The sequence below is a fragment of the Corallococcus sp. CA049B genome, assembly GCF_003611685.1.
In the GTDB taxonomy this organism is placed as follows: domain Bacteria; phylum Myxococcota; class Myxococcia; order Myxococcales; family Myxococcaceae; genus Corallococcus; species Corallococcus coralloides.
This window is the reverse complement of sequence record NZ_RAWC01000026.1, coordinates 1-18,320: the sequence shown is the minus strand read 5'-3', so window position 1 is coordinate 18,320 and position 18,320 is coordinate 1. Positions and strand designations below refer to the sequence as shown.

Genomic DNA, 18,320 nt, shown 5'->3' with positions numbered 1-18,320 from the left:
TGGATGAGATTGCTCTGACTTCTCACGGTGCTGAGCATAGAGCTGCGCAGCCGCCCGGCGATGGTTGATGCCTCCCCACAGGGCCACCAGTGCGTCCACTGGACCCGGGCTCACCTCCGCCCGGGTTGAAGCGGGCTTGCCCCTGCGCTACACCGCTCCGCAGTCGCTAGGGGTGCCCCCGGAAGGGGGCTGAGACGGACGTGTGGCCGCGTCCGATCCCTTTGAACCTGAACCGGTTAGTACCGGCGGAGGGAAGCGGTGTGGGCGCTCCATGCTCCCGTCCCGTCTCCCGTCCGTTCTCACGAGGAGATGTCCGATGAGTGGAGCGTCCAAGAGCCTGAAGGTCGATGGGAAGGTGCTGGAGGGAATCAGCCGCGGCCCGCTTCCCGCCTCGCGCAAGGTCTACGTGCCCGGGTCGCTGCACCCCGACCTCCGCGTCCCCCTGCGCGAGATTTCCCAGACGCCCACGCGCCACCACGGCCATTCCGGCCCTGAAACCGCGAACCCTCCCGTCCACGTCTACGACTCCAGCGGCCCCTACACCGACCCGTCCGCTGACATCGACCTGCGCCGGGGCCTGCCCGCCGTCCGTGAGAACTGGATCCGCGCCCGCAACGACACGGACGAGTTGGATGGCATCACGTCCGAATACGGCCGCGCCCGCGAAGCCGACCCGCGCCTCAACGGCCTGCGCTTCAGCCACATCCGCAAGCCCCGCGTCGCGAAGGCCGGCGCCAACGTCAGCCAGATGCACTACGCCCGCAAGGGCATCATCACGCCGGAGATGGAATACGTCGCCGTGCGCGAGAACCAGAAGCTCGACGCTTCACTCGCCGCCCAGCACCCCGGCCACTCCTGGGGCGCCGCGATTCCGCGGGTGATTACGCCGGAGTTCGTGCGCGAGGAGATCGCCCGGGGCCGCGCCATCATCCCCGCCAACATCAACCACCCGGAGCTGGAGCCGATGATCATCGGCCGCAACTTCCTGGTGAAGATCAACGCCAACATCGGCAACTCCGCCGTCACGTCCTCCATCGAGGAGGAGGTGGAGAAGATGGTCTGGTCCATCCGCTGGGGCGCGGACACCGTCATGGACCTGTCCACCGGCCGCAACATCCACGAGACGCGCGAGTGGATCCTCCGCAACGCGCCCGTGCCCATCGGCACCGTGCCCATCTACCAGGCGCTGGAGAAGGTCGGCGGCAAGGCCGAGGAGCTCACCTGGGCCATCTTCCGTGACACCCTCATCGAACAGGCCGAGCAGGGCGTGGACTACTTCACCATCCACGCGGGCGTGCGCCTCCAGTACGTGCCGCTCACCGCGAAGCGCCTCACCGGCATCGTCAGCCGCGGCGGCTCCATCCTCGCCAAGTGGTGCCTGGCCCACCACCAAGAGAACTTCCTCTACACGCACTTCGAGGAGATCTGCGAGATCATGAAGGCGTACGACGTCAGCTTCAGCCTGGGCGACGGCCTGCGCCCCGGCTCCATCGCGGACGCCAACGACGCCGCGCAGTTCGGCGAGCTGGAGACGCTGGGCGAGCTGACGAAGGTGGCCTGGAAGCACGACGTGCAGGTGATGATCGAAGGCCCCGGCCACGTCCCCATGCACCTCATCCAGGAGAACATGACGAAGCAGCTCGCCGTGTGCCACGAGGCGCCGTTCTACACGCTGGGGCCCCTCACCACGGACATCGCGCCCGGCTACGATCACTTCACCAGCGGCATTGGCGCGGCGATGATCGGCTGGTTCGGCACGGCGATGCTCTGCTACGTGACGCCCAAGGAGCACCTGGGCCTGCCCGACCGTGACGACGTGAAGGAGGGCGTCATCACCTACAAGATCGCCGCCCACGCCGCGGACCTGGCCAAGGGCCACCCGGGCGCGCAGGCCCGCGACAACGCCCTGTCCAAGGCGCGCTTCGAGTTCCGCTGGGAGGATCAGTTCAACCTGTCCCTGGACCCCGAGCGCGCCCGCGCCTTCCACGACGAGACGCTCCCCGCCGAAGGCGCCAAGGTCGCGCACTTCTGCTCCATGTGCGGCCCGCACTTCTGCTCCATGAAGATCACCCAGGACGTGCGCGACTACGCGGACCAGGTCGGCGTCAACGAAGCCCAGGCCCTGGAGCAGGGGATGAAGGACAAGAGCGAGGAATTCAAGAAGGCGGGCCACGAGCTGTACCGCTGACGGGCGCCAGTGGACGGGGGGCCTGCACGCTCGGCCCCTGTCCGCTGGATGACAGGGACCGACACGCCATGTCATGGTGCGCTCATCCGGGCGCACCCGTCGCGCCCCATTCAATTTGGGAGGGCGTTTCATGGACCCGAGTCAGCGCGAGGATCAGCAGTTCGGCACGTTCATCACCGGCTCGCCGACGGCGACGTCGGATGAGAAGACGATGGGGATGCTGGCCCACCTGGGCTCCATCGCCGGTGTCGTCGTGGGCGCGGGCTTCCTGGGCTGGGCGGTGCCGCTGTTCCTGATGCTGACCAAGGGCAAGGAGTCGTCCTTCGTCCGCGCGCACGCGGTGGAGTCGCTCAACTTCCAGATCACCACCTTCATCGCGATGGCCATCTCCGCGGTGCTGATGTGCGCGGTGATCGGCTTCGTCCTGGCGCCCCTGGTGGCGATCGTCTCGATCGTCTTCACGGTCATCGCCGGCTTGAAGGCCAACGATGGCGAGCTGTACCGCTACCCCGTGAACATCCGGCTGGTGAAGTAGCCCTCAGCCGCCAATGCCCATCATGGGCAGGAGCGTGGCGCCGTTTCCGGCCTCCGTGAAACGGTGCCCCTCCGGCTTCTCCCCCAGCGCGCGGCGCACGGCCAGGGCCAGCTCCTCGTCCGTCGCGCCGCCCCGGATGAGCTGATGCAGCGGCGCCTGCGCCCGGCCGCCCAGGCAGCTGCGCAGGTCCCCGTTGGACGCCACCCGCACCCGGTTGCAGCCCCCGCAGAAGTTCTGCGTCAGCGGCGAGATGAACCCCACGCGCCCGCTGTCCGTGCGCCAGTAGCGCGCCGGGCCGGACGTGGGGGATGTGGTGTCCTCGGGTGGCTCCTCCGTGAGGACGCGGCCTGAGGCCGCCAGGCGCTCCAGCAGCTCCGCGGTGGGCACCGGCGTGCCCTGGCCAAAGGGCATCAATTCGATGAAGCGCGGGGTGACGCCGCGCGCGTGCGCGTACGTCACCAGCTCCGGCACCTCCGCGTCGTTGATGCCCCGCATCACCACGACGTTGAGCTTCAGCGACTGGAAGCCCGCGCCCGCCGCCGCGTCGATGCCGCGCAGCACCGCCGCGAAGTCGCCCTGCTTGGAGATGCGCCGGAACACCTCCGCGGACAGCGTGTCCAGGCTCAGGTTGAGCTGGGTGACGCCCGCGTCGCGCAGCGGCCCGGCCAGTGACTCCAGGCGGCTCGCGTTGGTGGTGATGGCCAGGTGCTCCACGCCGGGCACCGCGGCGATGCGCTTCGCGATGTCGAGGATGTCCGGCCGGGCGAGCGGCTCGCCGCCCGTCAGGCGCACGCGGCGGATGCCCATGCGCGCGAAGACGGAGACGATGCGCTCGAACTCGCCCGCGTCGAGCAGGTCCTTCTTCCCGCCCCAGGAGGCCGGCGAGCAGTAGGTGCAGCGGAAGTTGCAGCGGTCCGTGACGCTCAGCCGCAGGTACGTCATGCGCCGCCCCTGCGCGTCACACAGCGGGGGGGCGAGCGGATTGGGAGCGGGCAGGGGGGCGGTCATCGCGGGGCCTTCCGCCTTCATGGATAGCAACCCCCGCGCGGAAAGGCACCGCTTCCCGCGGTCTGCCTCAGCCTTCGGTCCCGGACGCCGAGCGGATGGCGACGGGCGGCGCGCCGATGGGCGTGGCGCTGGGGCCCACGGGCGGAGAGTCCGGCTCGTCGTCCAGGTCGGTGAGCCGCGCCAGCTCGGCCTCGGACTCGGCGGCGTCCGCGGCGGCCTGCATCGGGTTGAGCTTCTTCTCCGCCATCTCCTTCTTGATGCGGATGAGGCCCTCTTCGCCGATGTCCAGGAACGCCTTCACGACCTCGGGGTCGAACTGCGTGTTGGCGCAGCGCTTGATCTCCTGGATGGCGTTCGCGAACGTCGTGCCCTTGCGGTACGGCCGGTCGCTCGTCATCGCGTCCAGGGTGTCCGCCACCGCGAAGATGCGCGCGCCGATGTGGATCTCGTTGCGCTGGAGGTTGCGGGGGTAGCCCGCGCCGTCGAAGCGCTCCTGGTGCGACAGGACGATGTCCGCCGGCGTGGAGAGGAAGGGGATGTTCTGGATCATCTGGAAGCCGATCTCCGGATGACGCCGCATCTCCAGCCACTCGTCGGGGGTGAGCTTGCCCGGCTTGAGCAGCACCGCGTCCGGCACGCCGATCTTCCCGATGTCGTGCAAGAGCGCCCCGCGGCCGATCTCCTCCATCTCCTTGCCGTGGATGCCCATGCGGGTGGCGATGGCGGAGGTGTAGCTGACCACGCGCTGGGAGTGGTCGCTCGTCTCGTGCTCGCGCGCGTCCAGGGCCGCCACCAGCGCCAGCAGCGTGTTCTGGTACGTGTTCGCGATGTTGTGCAGCGCGCTGCGCAGCTCGGCGGTGCGGTCGCGCACCTTGCCCTCGAGCTTCTTCTGGTAGCGCTTGCGCGCCATCTCGATGCGGCGCTTGGCGAGCGCGCGTTCGATGGCGCGGATGAGGTCCGTGAGCTTGGGTGGCTTGAGCAGGTAGTCCACCGCGCCCCGGCGCAGACAGTCCACGGCGGACTCGGTGTCGCCGTAGCCGGTGAGCATGATGACGGACGTGTCCGGCAGCCGCTCGCGCAGGTTCTCCAGCAGCCAGAGTCCGTCGCGGCCCGGCATCTTCATGTCGCTGATGACGAGCGGCGTCTCTTCTTCACCCGCCACGTCGAGCGCCATCTCGGCGCCGTTGGCCACGACGCAGTTGTAGCCCTCCTCACGGAGGAGCACGGAGATGACGTCGCGGACGGAATCGTCGTCGTCGACGATCAGGATTCTGGGCGGTGCGGGGGGGATGGCTTCCACGGCAGAAGATTCTAGAGGTTTCCAGGGATTAAAGGCGAACGAGTGCGAGAAATCATCACCCCCTCGCCTCCCTGCCATCCAGGGCGGGGTGCGAGCCCTGGCTCCGGAGTGAACGTCTCCGGTCCTTGGAGCATTCCCCGCCTTCCGGAGTAGGGCGGGCAGGCACGCCGCGTCAACCGCGCGCCATCGTCCCCCGGTCGTAGCGGAAGGGGGTGAGGTCCACCGAGGGCCTCTCCCCCAGCACGGCCTGGGCGACGAGCTTCGCGGTGATGGGGGCGAGCAGGATGCCGTTGCGGAAGTGGCCGGTGGCGAGGAACAGGCCGGGCGAGGGGCCCTCTCCGATGTACGGCAGCGCGTCCTGGGTCCAGGGGCGGAAGCCGGCCCAGGTCTCCGTGATGGGCGCGCTGGCCAGGTCCGGGCACAGCTGCAGCGCCATGTCGAGGATCCGCGCCAGCCCGGCCGCGGTCACCTGCTTGTCGAAGCCCACGTGCTCCATGGTGCTCCCGGCGATGATCCGCCCATCCGCGCGCGGCACCAGGTAGCCCTTCGCGGACGTCACCACCCGCTCCAGCAGGGGCAGCCGCGTCTGCAACTGCACCATCTGTCCGCGCGCCGGGCGCACCGCCTGCGCCGACACGCCCGCACCCTGGACCAGGGACGACCACGAGCCCGCCGCCAGCACCACGGCGTCCGCGCGGAGCACCTCGCCGTCCAGGTCCACGCCCACCGCGCGGCCGTGCTCGTGCACCACGCCGCGCACGTAGCCGCTCTTGAACACCGCTCCCACGCGCGCGGCGGCCATGGTGAGCGCGCGCACGAGGAGCCGGTTGTCGACCTGGTGATCATCCGGGAAGTGCGCGGCGCCCACGGCGGCGGGGGACAGGTGGGGTTCCAGCTCGCGCGCGGCCTGGCCGTCGAGCAGCTCGGCGCGCAGCCCCATGCCGTGCTGCCAGCCCACGGTGGACTCCACGTGATGGAGATCCGACTCGTCGAAGGCGACGCGAAGCAGGCCGCACGGCCGGTATGCGATGTCCACGCCGGAGAGCTCGCGCAGCTCCGCGGCGAAGCTTCCATAGAGGGCGCGGCTGCGCAGGCACAGCTCGAAGAAGGGGCCGGGTCCTTCGGACTCCCACTGGGGCGCGAGGATGCCGCCCGCGGCGCTGGAGGCCTCGGCGCCGGGGATGGAGCGCTCCAGCACCGTCACGCGCGCGCCCGCCTGCCGGAGTTTCAGCGCGATGCCACAGCCCATCACACCACCGCCCACCACGAGGACGTCGGAGGTTGCCATGCGCCGCTTGTGCTCAAGCGAGCACGGGTTTGCAAGCCTCAAGACAGGCCATGACCCGGGGTGACTTGACGTTGAGGCCTCCGGTCGTTAACCCTAGGGCCGTGCGTTCCACGTCCCTGCATCACCACCATGCGCATCATCGGCCGGCCCATGACGGGACCGTTCGCCGCGCGCATGCCTGGGTGACGCACTAGAACGCACCCACTTCCGGCAGATGCCGCAGTGATCGAAGGCCCGTCCCCCCAGGACGGGCCTTTTTTCGTTTCCGCCACCGCAGTCCCCCGAGCCCACCCATGTTGAAGATTGCCCTGCCCAACAAAGGACGTCTGTCCGAGGAAGTGCGCGAGCTGTTCAACGACGCGGGCCTGGAGGTGCGCGCCCGGGGCGAGCGGGCCCTCACCGCGTCCCTGGGCGGCGAGTTCGAAGCCATCTTCGTCCGCGCCCAGGACATCCCGGAGTTCGTCGCGGACGGCGCCGCGCAGGCGGGCGTCACCGGCTGGGACCTGGTGAACGAGGCCGGGCGCGAGCTGGAGCCGCTGATGGACCTGGAGTTCGGCCGCTGCCGGTTGGTGGTGGCCGCGCGCGATGAGAGCGGCATCTCCCGCGTGGAGGACGTGAAGGAGGGGATGCGGGTGGCCTCCTGCTTCCCCCGGCTGACGCAGGCCTTCTTCCAGCAGCGAGGGCAGAAGGTGACGGTGGTGCCGGTGAGCGGCGCGGCGGAGATCGCTCCGCACCTGGGCATCGCGGACATCGTGGTGGACCTCACGTCCACGGGGTCCACGTTGAAGATGAATGGCCTGAGGGAGGTGGCCACCGTGCTGGAGTCGAGCGCCCGGCTGGTGGCGTATCCGCGCAATGACTCGGAGGCGCGGCGCGCGTTGGAGGAACTGACGCAGGCGCTGGGGTCGGTGCTGGCGGCGCGCGGGCGGCGCTACCTGATGGCCAACGTCCCGAAGACGTCCCTGGAGCAGGTGCGCGAGGTGCTGCCCGGCCTCAACGGCCCCACGGTGGTGGACGTGATGAACGGGGGCCACTTCGTCGCGGTGCACGCGGTGGTCTCGTCGCGGAACCTCTACCGCACGGTCAACGCGCTGAAGGCGCTGGGCGGGCAGGGCATCCTCGTCACGCGCATCGAGAGGTTGATGGCATGAGCGCCCCGGTCCTCAAGTACCAGGGAGCGTTGTCCTCGCTGGAGCCCGACGCGCGGAGGAGGTTGCTGGCGCGCACGGGCGAGTCAGATGCGCTGGTGGCCTCCCGCGTCCAGGCGCTCATCGCCCGGGTCCGCGCGGAGGGCGACCGGGCCCTCTTCGACTTCGCTCGGGAGTTCGACCGCGTGGAGTTGGCGGCCCTGGAGGTGCCACGTGAACGGTGGAGCGCGGCGCTGGAGTCGATTCCCTCCGGCGTGCGCGAGGCGCTGAGCCGCGCGGCTCGCAACATCGCCCGGGCGCATGAGGCGCAGCGGCCCCAGGCCCTGGAGGTGGAGACGGAGCCCGGAGTCACCGTGGGCCGCCGGCCGGATCCGCTGAGCCGCGTCGGTGTTTACGCCCCTGGCGGCCGGGCGGTGTACCCCAGCAGCGTGCTAATGGGCGTGGTCCCAGCGAAGGTCGCGGGCGTGGGCGAAGTCATCGTCTGCTCTCCGCCAGGGCCGGACGGCCTTCCGAGCGCGGGCGTGCTCGCGGCGGCGGCGCTCGCGGGGGCGGACCGCGTCTTCGCCTTGGGAGGCGCGGGCGCGGTGGCCGCGCTGGCCTACGGCACCCAGAGCGTTCCCCGCGTGGATCGCATCGTTGGACCGGGCAACGCGTACGTGGCGGCCGCGAAGCTCCAGGTGGTGGACGCCGTCGCCATCGACGCGCCCGCGGGCCCGAGCGAAATCCTGGTGGTCGCCGACGCGAGCGCCCGTCCGGACGCCGTGGCGCGTGAGCTGCTGGCCCAGGCGGAGCACGACCCCGAGGCCTGCTGCGTGGCGCTGGTGGTGGGCGCTCCGCTGGCGCAGGCGGTGCGGGACGCGGTGGAGGAGCAGGCCCGCGTCGCCCGGCGCGGCGACATCGTCCTGTCCGCGCTGGGGAGCAGGGGCGCGGTGCTGCGCATCGACTCGCTGGAGGAGGCGTGGCCCTTCGTCGCGGAGTTCGCTCCAGAGCACCTGCTGCTCGCGACGGCGAAGCCCTCGGAGGACCTGGCGCGGGTTCGCAATGCGGGCACGGTGTTCGTGGGACAGCGCGCGTCGGTGGCCTTCGGTGACTACCTCACCGGTGCCAACCACGTGCTGCCCACGGCGGGACTGGCCCGGGCGTACTCGGGCTTGAGCGTGCTGGACTTCTACCGGTGGACCACGTGGCAACGCGTGACACCGGAAGCTGCGGCGGCGATGGCGGACGACGTGGGGACGTTGGCGGACAGCGAGGGCCTCTTCGCTCACGCGGCCGCGGCCCGGGCCTGGAGGGTGCCGTGATTCCATTTCGTGAGACGTACCGGGACATCCCCTTGTACTCCCCGGCGAAGAAGCCGTGCCGGGTGGACCTGAGCGACAACACCAACCTCTTCGGCGCGCCGCCGTCCGCGGAGCGCGTGCTGCGGGAGGAGGGCTTCCTTCGGCTGGCGCGATATCCCGCAAGCTATGCGCCGGACCTGAAGCGCGCCGTGGCCACGTACGCGGGCGTCGCGGTGGAGAACGTGACGACGGGCTGCGGCTCGGACGACGTCATCGACTGCGCGCTGCGGGCCTTCCTGGAGCCCGGGGATGCAGTGGCCTTTCCGGATCCCACGTTCGTGATGGTGCCCATGTATGCCCGGTTGAGCGCGCTCAAGCCGGTGCCCGTGCCTATGCGCGCGGACCATGACCTGGACGTGGACGGCCTGCTCGCCACGGGAGCGAAGGTCATCTACGTGTGCACGCCGAACAACCCCACCGGCACGGTGGCCTCGCGCGCGGCGGTGGAGCGGCTGGTGGACTCCGCTCCGGGGGTGGTGGTCATTGATCAGGCCTATGTGGAGTTCACGCGGGGCGGGGACCTCCTCGGCCTGGCGCGGACGCGGCCCAACGTGCTGGTGACGCGCACGATGTCCAAGGCGTTCGGACTCGCGGGCCTGCGGGTGGGGTGGGGCGCCGGGGCCCCGTCGCTGGTGGCGGAGGTGGAGAAGGCCCGCGGGCCCTACAAGCACACGGCGCTGGGCGAGGCCGTGGCGGTGGCCGCGCTCACGGATGACGTCGCGTGGATGGAGGCCTGCGCGGCGGAGGCGGTGGAGAACCGCGAGCGGCTGCGCGGCGCCTTGAAGGCGCTGGGGCTGGAGCCGCTCCCTTCGGAAGGAAACTTCCTCCTCGTCCCCGTGCCGGAAGCACGGCGGGTGGGCGAGGCGCTGCGGGAGCGCAACGTGAACGTGCGGGTATTCGAAGGGCTCACGGGCGTGGGCGATGCGCTGCGCATCGGCTGCGGTCCCTGGCCCATGATGGCTTCGGCGCTGAAGGCCTTGAAGGAGGTGCTGTGATGCGGGTGACCCTGTTCGACTATGGCGCGGGCAACCTGCACTCGCTGATCAAGGCGCTGGCCACCACGCCCGGCGCGGACGTGCGCGTGCAGGAGGATCCGCTGCGCGCGCTGGATACCGACGTCCTGGTGCTCCCCGGCGTGGGCGCGTTCGGCTCGGCGGCGGCGCGGCTTGCTCCGGGACGCGAGGCGATGCGCAAGGCGCTGGATGCCGGCCTGCCGTGCCTGGGCATCTGCCTGGGCATGCAGCTGCTCTTCGAGGAGAGCGACGAGGGGGCAGGGCAGGGACTCGGCTACTTCCCGGGCCGGGTGACGCGGCTGGCCGCGCGGCACGTCCCGCAGATTGGCTGGAACGACGTGGAGGAGGACGAGGCGCTCCAGTCCGCGCGGTTGTCCACCGTGTACTACGCGCACAGCTTCGTCTGCCGCGCCGTGGATGCGCGCGAAGTGGTGGGCTGGACCACCCACGAGGGCGACCGGTTCCCCGCCTCCGTGCGGCGCGGAGACGTGCTGGGCGTGCAGTTCCACCCGGAGAAGTCCTCCCACGCGGGCGTGCGCTTCGTGCAGGCCTTCCTCCAGGAGGTGTCCTCATGATCGCCATCCCGGCCATCGACCTTCGGGAAGGGGCGTGCGTGCAGCTCGTGGGGGGCTCCTACGAAGAGGAGCGCGTGCGTGTGAAGGATCCGCTGGAGGCCTTGAAGCAGTGGCTCGCGCTGGGCTTCCGCACGTTCCATGTCGTGGACCTGGACGCGGCGCTGGGCAAGGGCTCCAACGCGGACGTGGTGGCCCGGCTGGTGTCGCATGCCCCGGGCCTCACGTTCACGGTGGGCGGCGGTGTCCGTGAGGCCTCGCGCGTGGAGGCGGTGCTCGCGGGCGGGGCGTCCTCGGTCGTCGTGGGGACCCGCGCCATCGAGGACCTGGCCTGGCTCACCGAGGTCGCGGAGCGCTTCCCCGGCCGCGTGGTGGTCGCCGCGGACGTGAAGGGCCGCGAGGTCGTGACGCGCGGCTGGACGTCCGGCAGCGCGCGCGACATCCGTGACGTGCTGTCCGCGCTGGAGCCTTTGCCGCTGGGCGGGATGCTCGTCACGGCGGTGCACAAGGAGGGGCAGCTGGGCGGCGTGGACCTGCCCTTGATGGAGGAGGTGGCCCGTTCGAGCCGGCACCGGCTCTACGCCTCCGGCGGCGTGACGACGATCGAGGACCTGCGCTCGCTGGCGAAGGTGGGCGCATACGGAGCGGTGGTGGGCATGGCGCTGTACACAGGTCGGTTGGATGCGCGCGCGGTCGCGCGGGAGTTCACGCAATGAGCACGGTCACCACGGTCGTCCGCGAAACGAAGGAGACCCAGATCACGGTGGAGCTGGCGCGCGGAACCGGCGTGGCCCGGGTGGACACGGGCCTCAAGTTCTTTGATCACATGCTCGCCACGTTCGCGCGCTACGCGGGGCTGGACCTGACCCTGCGCGCTCGCGGAGATCTGCGCCACCACCTGATGGAGGACGTGGCCATCACCCTGGGCACCGCCGTCCAGCGCGTCATCCCCGCCACCGCCGCGCGCTACGGGGAGCGCACCCTGCCCATGGATGACGCCCTGGTGCAGGCGTGCCTGGACGCGGGCGGGCGCTTCTACTACCGGGGCCCGCTGAAGAACCGGCTGTACGAGCACTGGATGCGCTCCTTCTGCGAGCACGCGCGCATCACGCTCCACCTGCGCGTGCTGCGCGGCAAGGACAGCCACCACCTCACCGAGGCGGCCTTCAAGGCGCTGGGGCTCGCGCTGCGCGACGCGATGGTGGACTCCGGCGTCGTCTTCAGCATGAAGGGCAGTGTCTCCCTGGAGGTGAAGTGATGCTCCGCCGACGGATCATCGTCTGCCTGGACGTGAAGAGCGGACGCGTGGTGAAGGGAGTCCAGTTCGAGGGCCTGCGCGACGTGGGCGACCCCGTGGAATTGGCGCAGCGCTATGAGGAGGCGGGCGCCGACGAGGTGACCTTCCTGGACATCTCCGCGAGCACCGAGGAGCGCCAGACGCTGTGGGACCTGGTCCAGCGCACCGCGGAGCGCCTCTTCATCCCGCTCACGGTGGGCGGAGGCGTGCGCACCGTGGACGACGTGGGCCGCGCGCTGAGGGCCGGCGCGGACAAGGTGAGCATCAACTCCGCGGCCGTGGCCACGCCGGAGCTGCTCACCGGCTGCGCGGAGCGCTTCGGCGCCCAGTGCGTGGTGGCCAGCATCGACGCGAAGCGCGAGGGGGACCGCTACCGCGTCTACACGCACGGCGGCCGGCGGCCCACCGACCTGGACGCCGTGGCCTGGGCGAAGGAGTGCGTCCGGCGCGGCGCGGGCGAGGTGCTGCTCACCAGCATCGACCGGGACGGGGCGCGCACGGGCTACGATCTGGACCTGACCCGCGCGGTGGCGGAGGCCGTGGACGTGCCCGTCATCGCCTCTGGAGGCGCGGGCCGCGCGGAGCACGTGCGCGATGCCCTGACCCTGGGCGCGGCGGACGCGGCGCTCGTCGCCGGCATCCTCCACGACGGACTCACCACGGTGGGCGCCTTGAAGTCCCTCTTGAACGACAACGGCATCTCCATCCGGAGCACGACATGAACGCGGACCCGCGAGACTTGATGGAGGCCGCCGCCGACGTGGCGCGCAAGGCCGGTGACGTGGCGCTGGACTTCTTCCGGCGCGGCATCGCCGTGGACACCAAGAGCGACGGCACGCCCGTGACGGTGGCGGACCGCACCGCCGAGTGGACCGCTCGCGAATGGCTGGAGGCGCGCTTCCCCCAGGACGGCATCCTGGGCGAGGAGTTCGGCGAGTCCCGGCCGGGCGCGAAGCGCCGGTGGATATTGGATCCCATCGACGGCACGAAGACGTTCATCCGGGGCGTGCCGCTGTGGGGCACGCTGGTCGCGGTGGCGGAAGGGGAGAACATCCTCGCGGGCGCGGCCTACTTCCCAGCCGTGAATGAGCTGGTCGTCGCGTCCCCGGGCCTGGGCTGCTTCTGGAACGGCTCCGCGGCGCGCGTGTCGGAGCAGGACTCGCTGGCGCAGGCCGTGGTGCTCGTCACGGATGATCGCTTCCTCCAGAACCCCGCGAAGGGCGCGGCCTGGAAGGAACTGTCCCGGCAGGCGTCCCTCTCCCGCACGTGGGGGGACTGCTACGGCTACCTCCTCGTGGCCACTGGCCGCGCGGAGGTCATGGTGGACGAAGGCCTGTCGCCCTGGGATGCGGCGGCCCTGCAGCCCATCATCGAGGAGGCGGGCGGCGTCTTCACCGACTGGAAGGGCGCTCGCACGGCCTTCGGCGGTGACGGCATCGCCACCAACGCGGCGCTGTCCAAGCGCGTGCGCGAGGTGCTGCGCGCGGGAGTCCAGCCATGACGCTGGAGCTCTCCAAGCTGAACTTCGACAAGGGCCAGGGGCTGGTGACGGTGGTGGCGCAGGACGCGAGCACCGGCGACGTGCTGATGGTGGCGCACGCCGACCGCGAGGCGCTGGAGCGCACGCTCGCCACGGGAGAGATGCACTACCGCTCGCGCACGCGCGGCCTCTGGCACAAGGGCGCCACCAGCGGGAACACCCAGAAGGTCGTCTCCCTCACCGCGGACTGCGACGGCGACGCGGTGCTCGCGCGCGTGCGCAAGGCCGGCCCCGCCTGCCACACCGGCGAGGAGACGTGCTTCGGCGAGGGCCGCTGGGACGCGCTCGCGCACCTGGACGCGACGCTCGCCGCACGCGCGGCCGGACTTCAGTCAGAAGGCTCGAGGCCCAGCTACACCCGGCGCCTCCTGGAGGACCGGAACCTGCGCCTGAAGAAGGTGGGGGAGGAGGCGGCGGAGCTCGTCACCGCCTGCGCGGACGCGGACACGCACCGGGCCGCGGAAGAGGCCGCCGACGTGCTCTTCCACGCGCTCGTCGCGGTGCGCGCCCTGGGCGTGACCCTGGACGACGTGAAGACCGTCCTCGCAGCCCGCGCGCGACCGAAGCCGCCCTGAATTCCCTGGATAGTCTGGCGTGTCGGTTTCGACCCAGGCGGAGTTGTCCAGCTGCACTGCATCCTCACAGCGTGGCTGGCACACAGGCGCCCCAAAGGTGCAGGCGTGTGTCCGCTACTCTTCAACCGCCTCTGTGATCCTGGTACAGATTCCGCCCTGCGACACGGGCCGTGCCCGACGAAGCGGCCCCGTCGTCATCAGCGTTCGCATCCCGGAGGCTTCGTGTCTGCCACGTACCAATCCGAACTCATCGACCGCGTCTTGTTCTCGCGCTGGCACAACCCGCCGACGAAGGATGACGTCCAGGCCATCATGGCGCAGATGGAGGACGCGACGCAGCGGCTGGGGCAGAACGTGCTCTACATCGCGTCCATCAGCCCCAAGGCGAAGGTTCCCGACGCGACCGAGCGCGCGCACCTGAACCAGATGGTCGCCGAGGGCCGCCGCTACTGTGAGCAGTCCTGGCTCGTGTACGAGGGCACGGACCTGCAGCACAACCTGCAGCGAGTCATCATCTCGGGCGTGCTCATCCTCACGCGCACGTTCGACAACTACCTGTCGGTCGCCAAGTCGGCGGACGCCATCGTCAAGGACGTGTCCACCGCCCTGAAGAAGGACGCGTCCGGCATCTTCCGTCAGGCGCGCGACCGCGGCCTCATCGCCTGAGACCCACGCGGGCGACGTCGGAGCCCCTCCGACGCCGCGTGCGTGATGGCGCCCGTGTCTACCGGGCGCCGATGATCTCCAGCTCCTTCAGCTCCACCCCCGGCCGCTCCGGAAGGACGCTCACCGCGTCCACGTCGAGCAGGGGGACTCCGGGCTTGCAGATCTCCCACCTGCCCGTGCCGTGGAAGCGGCAGACGGTGGGATCCACGAAGAAGCCCTCGCCCCCCGGCTGCGCGTGCCCCACGCCGTCCGGCGCGCGGACGTGTGCCCGCAGGGAGCCCGGCCCCGTGGCCCGCACCTGGAAGGACACCACGTACTTCAGCGACGGCGCGTACCCCAGCCGCAGCACGCCGTCCGAGCCCGTGCCCGCGTCCGCCATGGGCAGCTTCACCCCCGACAGCTCATCTCCGTCGAACGCGCGGAACGCGTCCCCGGGCCCCGTCGGCTGATCCGGATCGATGGGCTTCGTCTCCACCGAGCCCGCAGTGTTCAGCGTCGCCAGCATGGGCGCCCGCTGGGCCTGCTGCACCGCCGCCGCGTTCAGGAGCGGCGCGGGCAGCTGCCCCGTCTTCACGCACGTGGGCGCCAGCGCCTCCGTGAGCGCCATCAGCTGTGGCTCCACCACCGCCCCCGTCACGGCCGCGGGACCCACGGCCTGGCGCGCGAGCTCCTGGCAGGCCGCGCCCAGGGCGGGGCCTGCGTGCTCCAGGCTCCAGCTTGCCTCCTGGAGGGGCGGGTTCCCCCGGCGCGCGGCCTCCCGCAACGCCTGTGTCACGGCCCGGCCGCAGGGATTGTCCGCGGGCGCACACCGCTCGCACAGGGTGGCGAGCAGCTCGCGGGGCAGGTCGTCCTTCGCCGTGAGGGGCGCGCGGGAGGCCAGCGCAGGGCCCCGGGCGCAGGCGGCGGCGGGTGGGGTGGGGCAGTCGCCGAGCTGGCGGCGTGCGTCACTCCAGGCCGTGCCCGCGTCCCCTCCGGTGCCACCGTCGCTCTGGAGGAGGTCCCCCAGGACGGCGTCCAGGCCCCGGCACGCGGCGGGGCCCAGGTCAGGCGGGGTGATCTTCACAGGGGCCGCGGCCGGCGCCTTCCCGGGGGCCGGAGCGGGCGGGGCTTGATGCGACACGTAATAGAGGCGCGCGAACGCCAGCAGCGCTACTAGCATCAAGAGAAGCGTGTGGAGCGGGAAGCGACGCACGAGCAAACTCCTTGATTCCAACCGGGACCGGGGGTTATCAGCGCCCGCGAGTTCCATCCGCAAAAATGACCGGAGGCGTGTGTGGCTGAGACTTTCGACGTGGTGATCATCGGCTCGGGTCCTGGCGGCTATGTGGGCGCCATCCGCGCGGCCCAGCTCGGGCTGAAGACGGCCATCATCGAAAAGGACAAGCGCCTGGGTGGCACGTGTCTGCACCGCGGCTGCATCCCCACCAAGTCGCTCCTGTGGACGGCGTCGCTCTTCCACCACATCAAGGAGTCGTCCGACTTCGGCATCGATGTGGCGAACCCGACCGTGAACTGGGCCAACGCCCAGAAGCACAAGGACAAGGTCGTCACGAAGGGTGCCAACGGCATCGACTTCCTGATGAAGAAGAACAAGATCACCGTGGTGAAGGGCCACGGCCGCATCGCCGGCAAGGGCAAGGTGGAGGTCACGGCGGAGGACGGCTCCAAGCAGACCCTGGAGACGAAGAACATCATCATCGCCACGGGCTCCGTGCCCAAGTCCCTGCCGAACGTGGCGGTGGACCACAAGCGGGTGATGAACAGTGACTCCATCCTGACCATCGATCGCATCCCCAAGAGCATCATCGTCCTGGGCGCGGGCGCGGTGGGCTGCGAGTTCGCCTCCGTGTTCAACCACGTGGGCAGCCAGACGGCCATCGTGGAGTACATGCCCGCGCTGCTGCCCATCGAGGACGCGGACATCTCCAAGGAGCTGGAGAAGGTCTTCAAGAAGCGCAAGATCGACGTTCACACGGGCGCGAAGGTGGAGAAGGTGGAGCACACCGCCGACGGCGTGCGCGTCACCATGTCCGTGGGCAGCGAGACGAAGACGCTGGAGGCCGAAATCCTCCTGTCCGCGGTGGGCCGCTCGCCCGTCACGGAGGACGTGGGCCTCAACAAGACGTCCATCCAGGTGGACCGCGGCTTCATCAAGGTGGACACGCTGTGCCGCACCAGCGAGCCCAACGTCTACGCCATCGGTGACGTCATCCCCACGCCGATGCTGGCGCACATGGCCAGCGCCGAGTGCGTGATGGTGGTGGAGCACATCGCCGGGAAGAACCCCGCGCCCATCAACTACGACCTCACGCCGTCCGCCACGTACTGCTACCCGGAGGTCGCGTCCGTGGGCCTCACGGAGAAGAAGGCCAAGGAGCGCGGCTACGACGTGAAGGTGGGCAACGCCCCCTTCGCCGCCGTGACCAAGTCGGCCATCTCCAACGAGTCGGTCGGCCTCATCAAGATCGTCTCCGACAAGAAGTACGACGAGGTGCTGGGCATCCACATCATCGGGCCGCACGCCACGGAGCTGCTCGCCGAGGCCTGTGTCGCGATGAAGCTGGAGATCACCACCGAGGAGCTGGCCCACACCATCCACGCGCACCCGACGCTCTCGGAGATCATGCACGAGGGCGCCGAGGCCACGCTGGGTCACCCGCTGCACTTCTAGCGGATGCGGCGGCCCGGCCTCGTCTGGCCGGGCCCGCCGTAGAGCGCCACCAGTGAGGCCGCCAGCGCGGCCAGCCGTTGGCGCAGCGGCTCCGGGGCGAGCACCTCCACGCCCGCCCCGATTTCGCACAGCTGGGAGACCGCGATGGCCTCCCGCTCGAAGTCCAGCGTCACCTTCCGCTTCCCACCGCGTGCCGCGGGCGCTTTGTCGATGCGCTCACCGTCGGCCGGGGGACGCATCCTCCGCAGCGCCGCTTCCCCCTCCTGCGTGCAGGAGAGCGTGACGTCGTAGCGGGGGCGCTCGGTGGCGAACTTCGCGCACCAGTCCTTCCAGAACACGGGCAGGTCGAAGCCCTGGGGGCGGGTGAAGCCCTGGGGGCGCATCCTCACGTCGCCAATGCGCCCGCCCCGGAAGACGCGCGGGCCCTTGTCCGTCCCCGCGACCAGGTACCAGCGGTCCGCCTTGATCACGAGCCCGTAGGGGTCCACCGTCCGGCGGGAGCGGGCGCCGTCGAAGTCCTGGTAGCTCAGCGACACGCGGCGGTCCTGCCAGGCGGCGTCGCGCAGCTTGCCCAGGTGCGGCAGGGGCTCGCGGCCGGTGAACCAGCCGGAGGCGTCCACGTGCAGCCGCTGGCGCGCGTGCTCCAGCGCGGGCTGCTGGAGGGCGGGGAGGGCGGCGGCCAGCTTCACCAGGCCCGTGCGCAGCGGCCCGGACAGGCCCAGGTCGTCCAGGGCTCCCGGGGCGCCCACCGTGGCCAGGGCCTGGAGCTCCGGGCGGGTGAGGCCGGTGAGCTGCGTGCGCCAGCCCTCCATCAGCGCCACGCCGCCCGCGGCGCCGCGGGTGGCGTAGACGGGGACGCCCGCGGTGGAGAGGGCGTCCAGGTCCCGGTGCACGGTGCGGCTGGAGACCTGGAGCTCGCGCGCCAGCTCGCCCACGGTGCTGCGAGGGCGGGCCTGGAGGCGCATCAACAGGTGGACGAGGCGATCCGCGCGCATGGGCCCTCTGGGGTTCGGGAGAAGTTCAGCCTGGGCCGGCAATCATGACAGGGGTTGTCAGGATTGGGGATGCAGGGTGGCGCGTGAAAGGGGAGCACTGACATGAAGCCACTCGAAGGACAGGTGGCCCTGGTCGCGGGAGCGACGCGGGGCGCGGGCCGGGGAATCGCGACGATGCTGGGGG

18 protein-coding genes and 1 riboswitch are annotated in these 18,320 nt (G+C 70.6%); of the genes, 13 read left to right on the top strand and 5 right to left on the bottom strand.

Translation table 11 applies throughout. The annotated features are described in order from the left end of the window. The first annotated feature begins 158 nt into the window (after positions 1 to 158). A riboswitch (TPP riboswitch) is annotated at positions 159 to 271 on the top strand. A 45-nt stretch (positions 272 to 316) separates the two neighbouring features. Then, positions 317 to 2,188, top strand: a complete 1,872-nt coding sequence (gene thiC, locus D7W82_RS08775; protein ID WP_120617903.1) for a phosphomethylpyrimidine synthase ThiC — start codon at positions 317 to 319, stop codon at positions 2,186 to 2,188. Between the two features lie 130 nt (positions 2,189 to 2,318). Further along, positions 2,319 to 2,723, top strand: a complete 405-nt coding sequence (locus tag D7W82_RS08770; protein ID WP_120562849.1) for a DUF4870 domain-containing protein — start codon at positions 2,319 to 2,321, stop codon at positions 2,721 to 2,723. A 3-nt stretch (positions 2,724 to 2,726) separates the two neighbouring features. On the opposite strand, the gene moaA is transcribed toward D7W82_RS08770, so the two are convergent. The 3 genes from moaA to thiO form a co-directional block, all read right to left on the bottom strand. Beyond that, a complete protein-coding gene (moaA, locus tag D7W82_RS08765) occupies positions 2,727 to 3,731 on the bottom strand; it encodes a GTP 3',8-cyclase MoaA (protein ID WP_120617902.1) in 1,005 nt (334 codons plus the stop codon). 67 nt (positions 3,732 to 3,798) lie between these two features. Beyond that, a complete protein-coding gene (locus tag D7W82_RS08760) occupies positions 3,799 to 5,031 on the bottom strand; it encodes an HD-GYP domain-containing protein (RefSeq protein WP_120617901.1) in 1,233 nt (410 codons plus the stop codon). Between the two features lie 172 nt (positions 5,032 to 5,203). Further along, positions 5,204 to 6,319, bottom strand: coding sequence for a glycine oxidase ThiO (thiO, locus tag D7W82_RS08755; protein ID WP_120617900.1), 1,116 nt, complete (start codon positions 6,317 to 6,319; stop codon positions 5,204 to 5,206). Positions 6,320 to 6,612: 293 nt separating this feature from the next. On the opposite strand from thiO, the gene hisG reads away from it, so the two are divergent. The 10 genes from hisG to D7W82_RS08705 all read left to right on the top strand — a co-directional run bounded on the left by hisG (position 6,613) and on the right by D7W82_RS08705 (position 14,470). Beyond that, positions 6,613 to 7,470: an ATP phosphoribosyltransferase gene (hisG, locus tag D7W82_RS08750; RefSeq protein ID WP_120587507.1), complete on the top strand. Its 858-nt coding sequence runs from the start codon at positions 6,613 to 6,615 to the stop codon at positions 7,468 to 7,470. After that, entirely contained in the window at positions 7,467 to 8,768 is a 1,302-nt protein-coding gene (hisD, locus tag D7W82_RS08745) for a histidinol dehydrogenase (protein WP_120617899.1), read from the top strand. Before hisG ends, hisD begins: the two co-directional genes overlap by 4 nt. Continuing rightward, a complete protein-coding gene (locus D7W82_RS08740) occupies positions 8,765 to 9,802 on the top strand; it encodes a histidinol-phosphate transaminase (protein ID WP_120617898.1) in 1,038 nt (345 codons plus the stop codon). The genes hisD and D7W82_RS08740 overlap by 4 nt, the downstream gene beginning before the upstream one ends. Beyond that, the gene (gene hisH / locus D7W82_RS08735) at positions 9,802 to 10,395 is read left to right on the top strand and encodes an imidazole glycerol phosphate synthase subunit HisH (RefSeq protein WP_120617897.1); all 594 of its coding nucleotides are present in this window, start codon (positions 9,802 to 9,804) and stop codon (positions 10,393 to 10,395) included. The genes D7W82_RS08740 and hisH overlap by 1 nt, the downstream gene beginning before the upstream one ends. After that, positions 10,392 to 11,108 carry a HisA/HisF-related TIM barrel protein gene (locus D7W82_RS08730; protein WP_120617896.1) on the top strand — a complete coding sequence of 239 codons (717 nt, stop codon included), beginning with the start codon at positions 10,392 to 10,394 and terminating at the stop codon, positions 11,106 to 11,108. The genes hisH and D7W82_RS08730 overlap by 4 nt, the downstream gene beginning before the upstream one ends. Continuing rightward, positions 11,105 to 11,650 carry an imidazoleglycerol-phosphate dehydratase gene (locus tag D7W82_RS08725; RefSeq protein WP_120617895.1) on the top strand — a complete coding sequence of 182 codons (546 nt, stop codon included), beginning with the start codon at positions 11,105 to 11,107 and terminating at the stop codon, positions 11,648 to 11,650. The genes D7W82_RS08730 and D7W82_RS08725 overlap by 4 nt, the downstream gene beginning before the upstream one ends. Continuing rightward, positions 11,647 to 12,411 carry an imidazole glycerol phosphate synthase subunit HisF gene (gene hisF, locus D7W82_RS08720; protein WP_370450960.1) on the top strand — a complete coding sequence of 255 codons (765 nt, stop codon included), beginning with the start codon at positions 11,647 to 11,649 and terminating at the stop codon, positions 12,409 to 12,411. Before D7W82_RS08725 ends, hisF begins: the two co-directional genes overlap by 4 nt. Continuing rightward, positions 12,408 to 13,190 carry a histidinol-phosphatase gene (hisN, locus tag D7W82_RS08715; protein ID WP_120617893.1) on the top strand — a complete coding sequence of 261 codons (783 nt, stop codon included), beginning with the start codon at positions 12,408 to 12,410 and terminating at the stop codon, positions 13,188 to 13,190. The genes hisF and hisN overlap by 4 nt, the downstream gene beginning before the upstream one ends. Then, positions 13,187 to 13,804, top strand: a complete 618-nt coding sequence (hisIE, locus tag D7W82_RS08710; RefSeq protein ID WP_120617892.1) for a bifunctional phosphoribosyl-AMP cyclohydrolase/phosphoribosyl-ATP diphosphatase HisIE — start codon at positions 13,187 to 13,189, stop codon at positions 13,802 to 13,804. The genes hisN and hisIE overlap by 4 nt, the downstream gene beginning before the upstream one ends. Before the next feature lie 222 nt (positions 13,805 to 14,026). Further along, a complete protein-coding gene (locus D7W82_RS08705; RefSeq protein WP_014396527.1) occupies positions 14,027 to 14,470 on the top strand; it encodes a hypothetical protein in 444 nt (147 codons plus the stop codon). 58 nt (positions 14,471 to 14,528) lie between these two features. Here D7W82_RS08705 and D7W82_RS08700 read toward each other — a convergent pair whose 3' ends face one another. Beyond that, positions 14,529 to 15,662 (bottom strand): hypothetical protein, encoded by a 1,134-nt coding sequence (locus D7W82_RS08700; RefSeq protein WP_233587387.1) that lies wholly within the window; start codon positions 15,660 to 15,662, stop codon positions 14,529 to 14,531. 81 nt (positions 15,663 to 15,743) lie between these two features. On the opposite strand from D7W82_RS08700, the gene lpdA reads away from it, so the two are divergent. Further along, on the top strand, positions 15,744 to 17,141 hold the full coding sequence (gene lpdA, locus D7W82_RS08695) for a dihydrolipoyl dehydrogenase (RefSeq protein WP_120617890.1): 1,398 nt from the start codon (positions 15,744 to 15,746) through the stop codon (positions 17,139 to 17,141). On the opposite strand, the gene D7W82_RS08690 is transcribed toward lpdA, so the two are convergent. Next, the gene (locus D7W82_RS08690) at positions 17,138 to 18,136 is read right to left on the bottom strand and encodes a YafY family protein (RefSeq protein WP_120617889.1); all 999 of its coding nucleotides are present in this window, start codon (positions 18,134 to 18,136) and stop codon (positions 17,138 to 17,140) included. The two genes, lpdA and D7W82_RS08690, sit on opposite strands and share 4 nt — an antisense overlap. Positions 18,137 to 18,320 lie beyond the last annotated feature (184 nt).

Bases quoted from the DNA above. Each gene is read 5' to 3' on its own strand.
- hisH (WP_120617897.1), top strand. From the start codon at position 9,802: ATGCGGGTGACCCTGTTCGACTATGGCGCGGGCAACCTGCACTCGCTG.
- hisG (WP_120587507.1), top strand. From the start codon at position 6,613: ATGTTGAAGATTGCCCTGCCCAACAAAGGACGTCTGTCCGAGGAAGTG.
- hisD (WP_120617899.1), top strand. From the start codon at position 7,467: ATGAGCGCCCCGGTCCTCAAGTACCAGGGAGCGTTGTCCTCGCTGGAG.
- moaA (WP_120617902.1), bottom strand. From the start codon at position 3,731: ATGACCGCCCCCCTGCCCGCTCCCAATCCGCTCGCCCCCCCGCTGTGT.
- hisIE (WP_120617892.1), top strand. From the start codon at position 13,187: ATGACGCTGGAGCTCTCCAAGCTGAACTTCGACAAGGGCCAGGGGCTG.
- thiO (WP_120617900.1), bottom strand. From the start codon at position 6,319: ATGGCAACCTCCGACGTCCTCGTGGTGGGCGGTGGTGTGATGGGCTGT.
- D7W82_RS08730 (WP_120617896.1), top strand. From the start codon at position 10,392: ATGATCGCCATCCCGGCCATCGACCTTCGGGAAGGGGCGTGCGTGCAG.
- D7W82_RS08770 (WP_120562849.1), top strand. From the start codon at position 2,319: ATGGACCCGAGTCAGCGCGAGGATCAGCAGTTCGGCACGTTCATCACC.
- D7W82_RS08690 (WP_120617889.1), bottom strand. From the start codon at position 18,136: ATGCGCGCGGATCGCCTCGTCCACCTGTTGATGCGCCTCCAGGCCCGC.
- D7W82_RS08725 (WP_120617895.1), top strand. From the start codon at position 11,105: ATGAGCACGGTCACCACGGTCGTCCGCGAAACGAAGGAGACCCAGATC.
- thiC (WP_120617903.1), top strand. From the start codon at position 317: ATGAGTGGAGCGTCCAAGAGCCTGAAGGTCGATGGGAAGGTGCTGGAG.
- hisN (WP_120617893.1), top strand. From the start codon at position 12,408: ATGAACGCGGACCCGCGAGACTTGATGGAGGCCGCCGCCGACGTGGCG.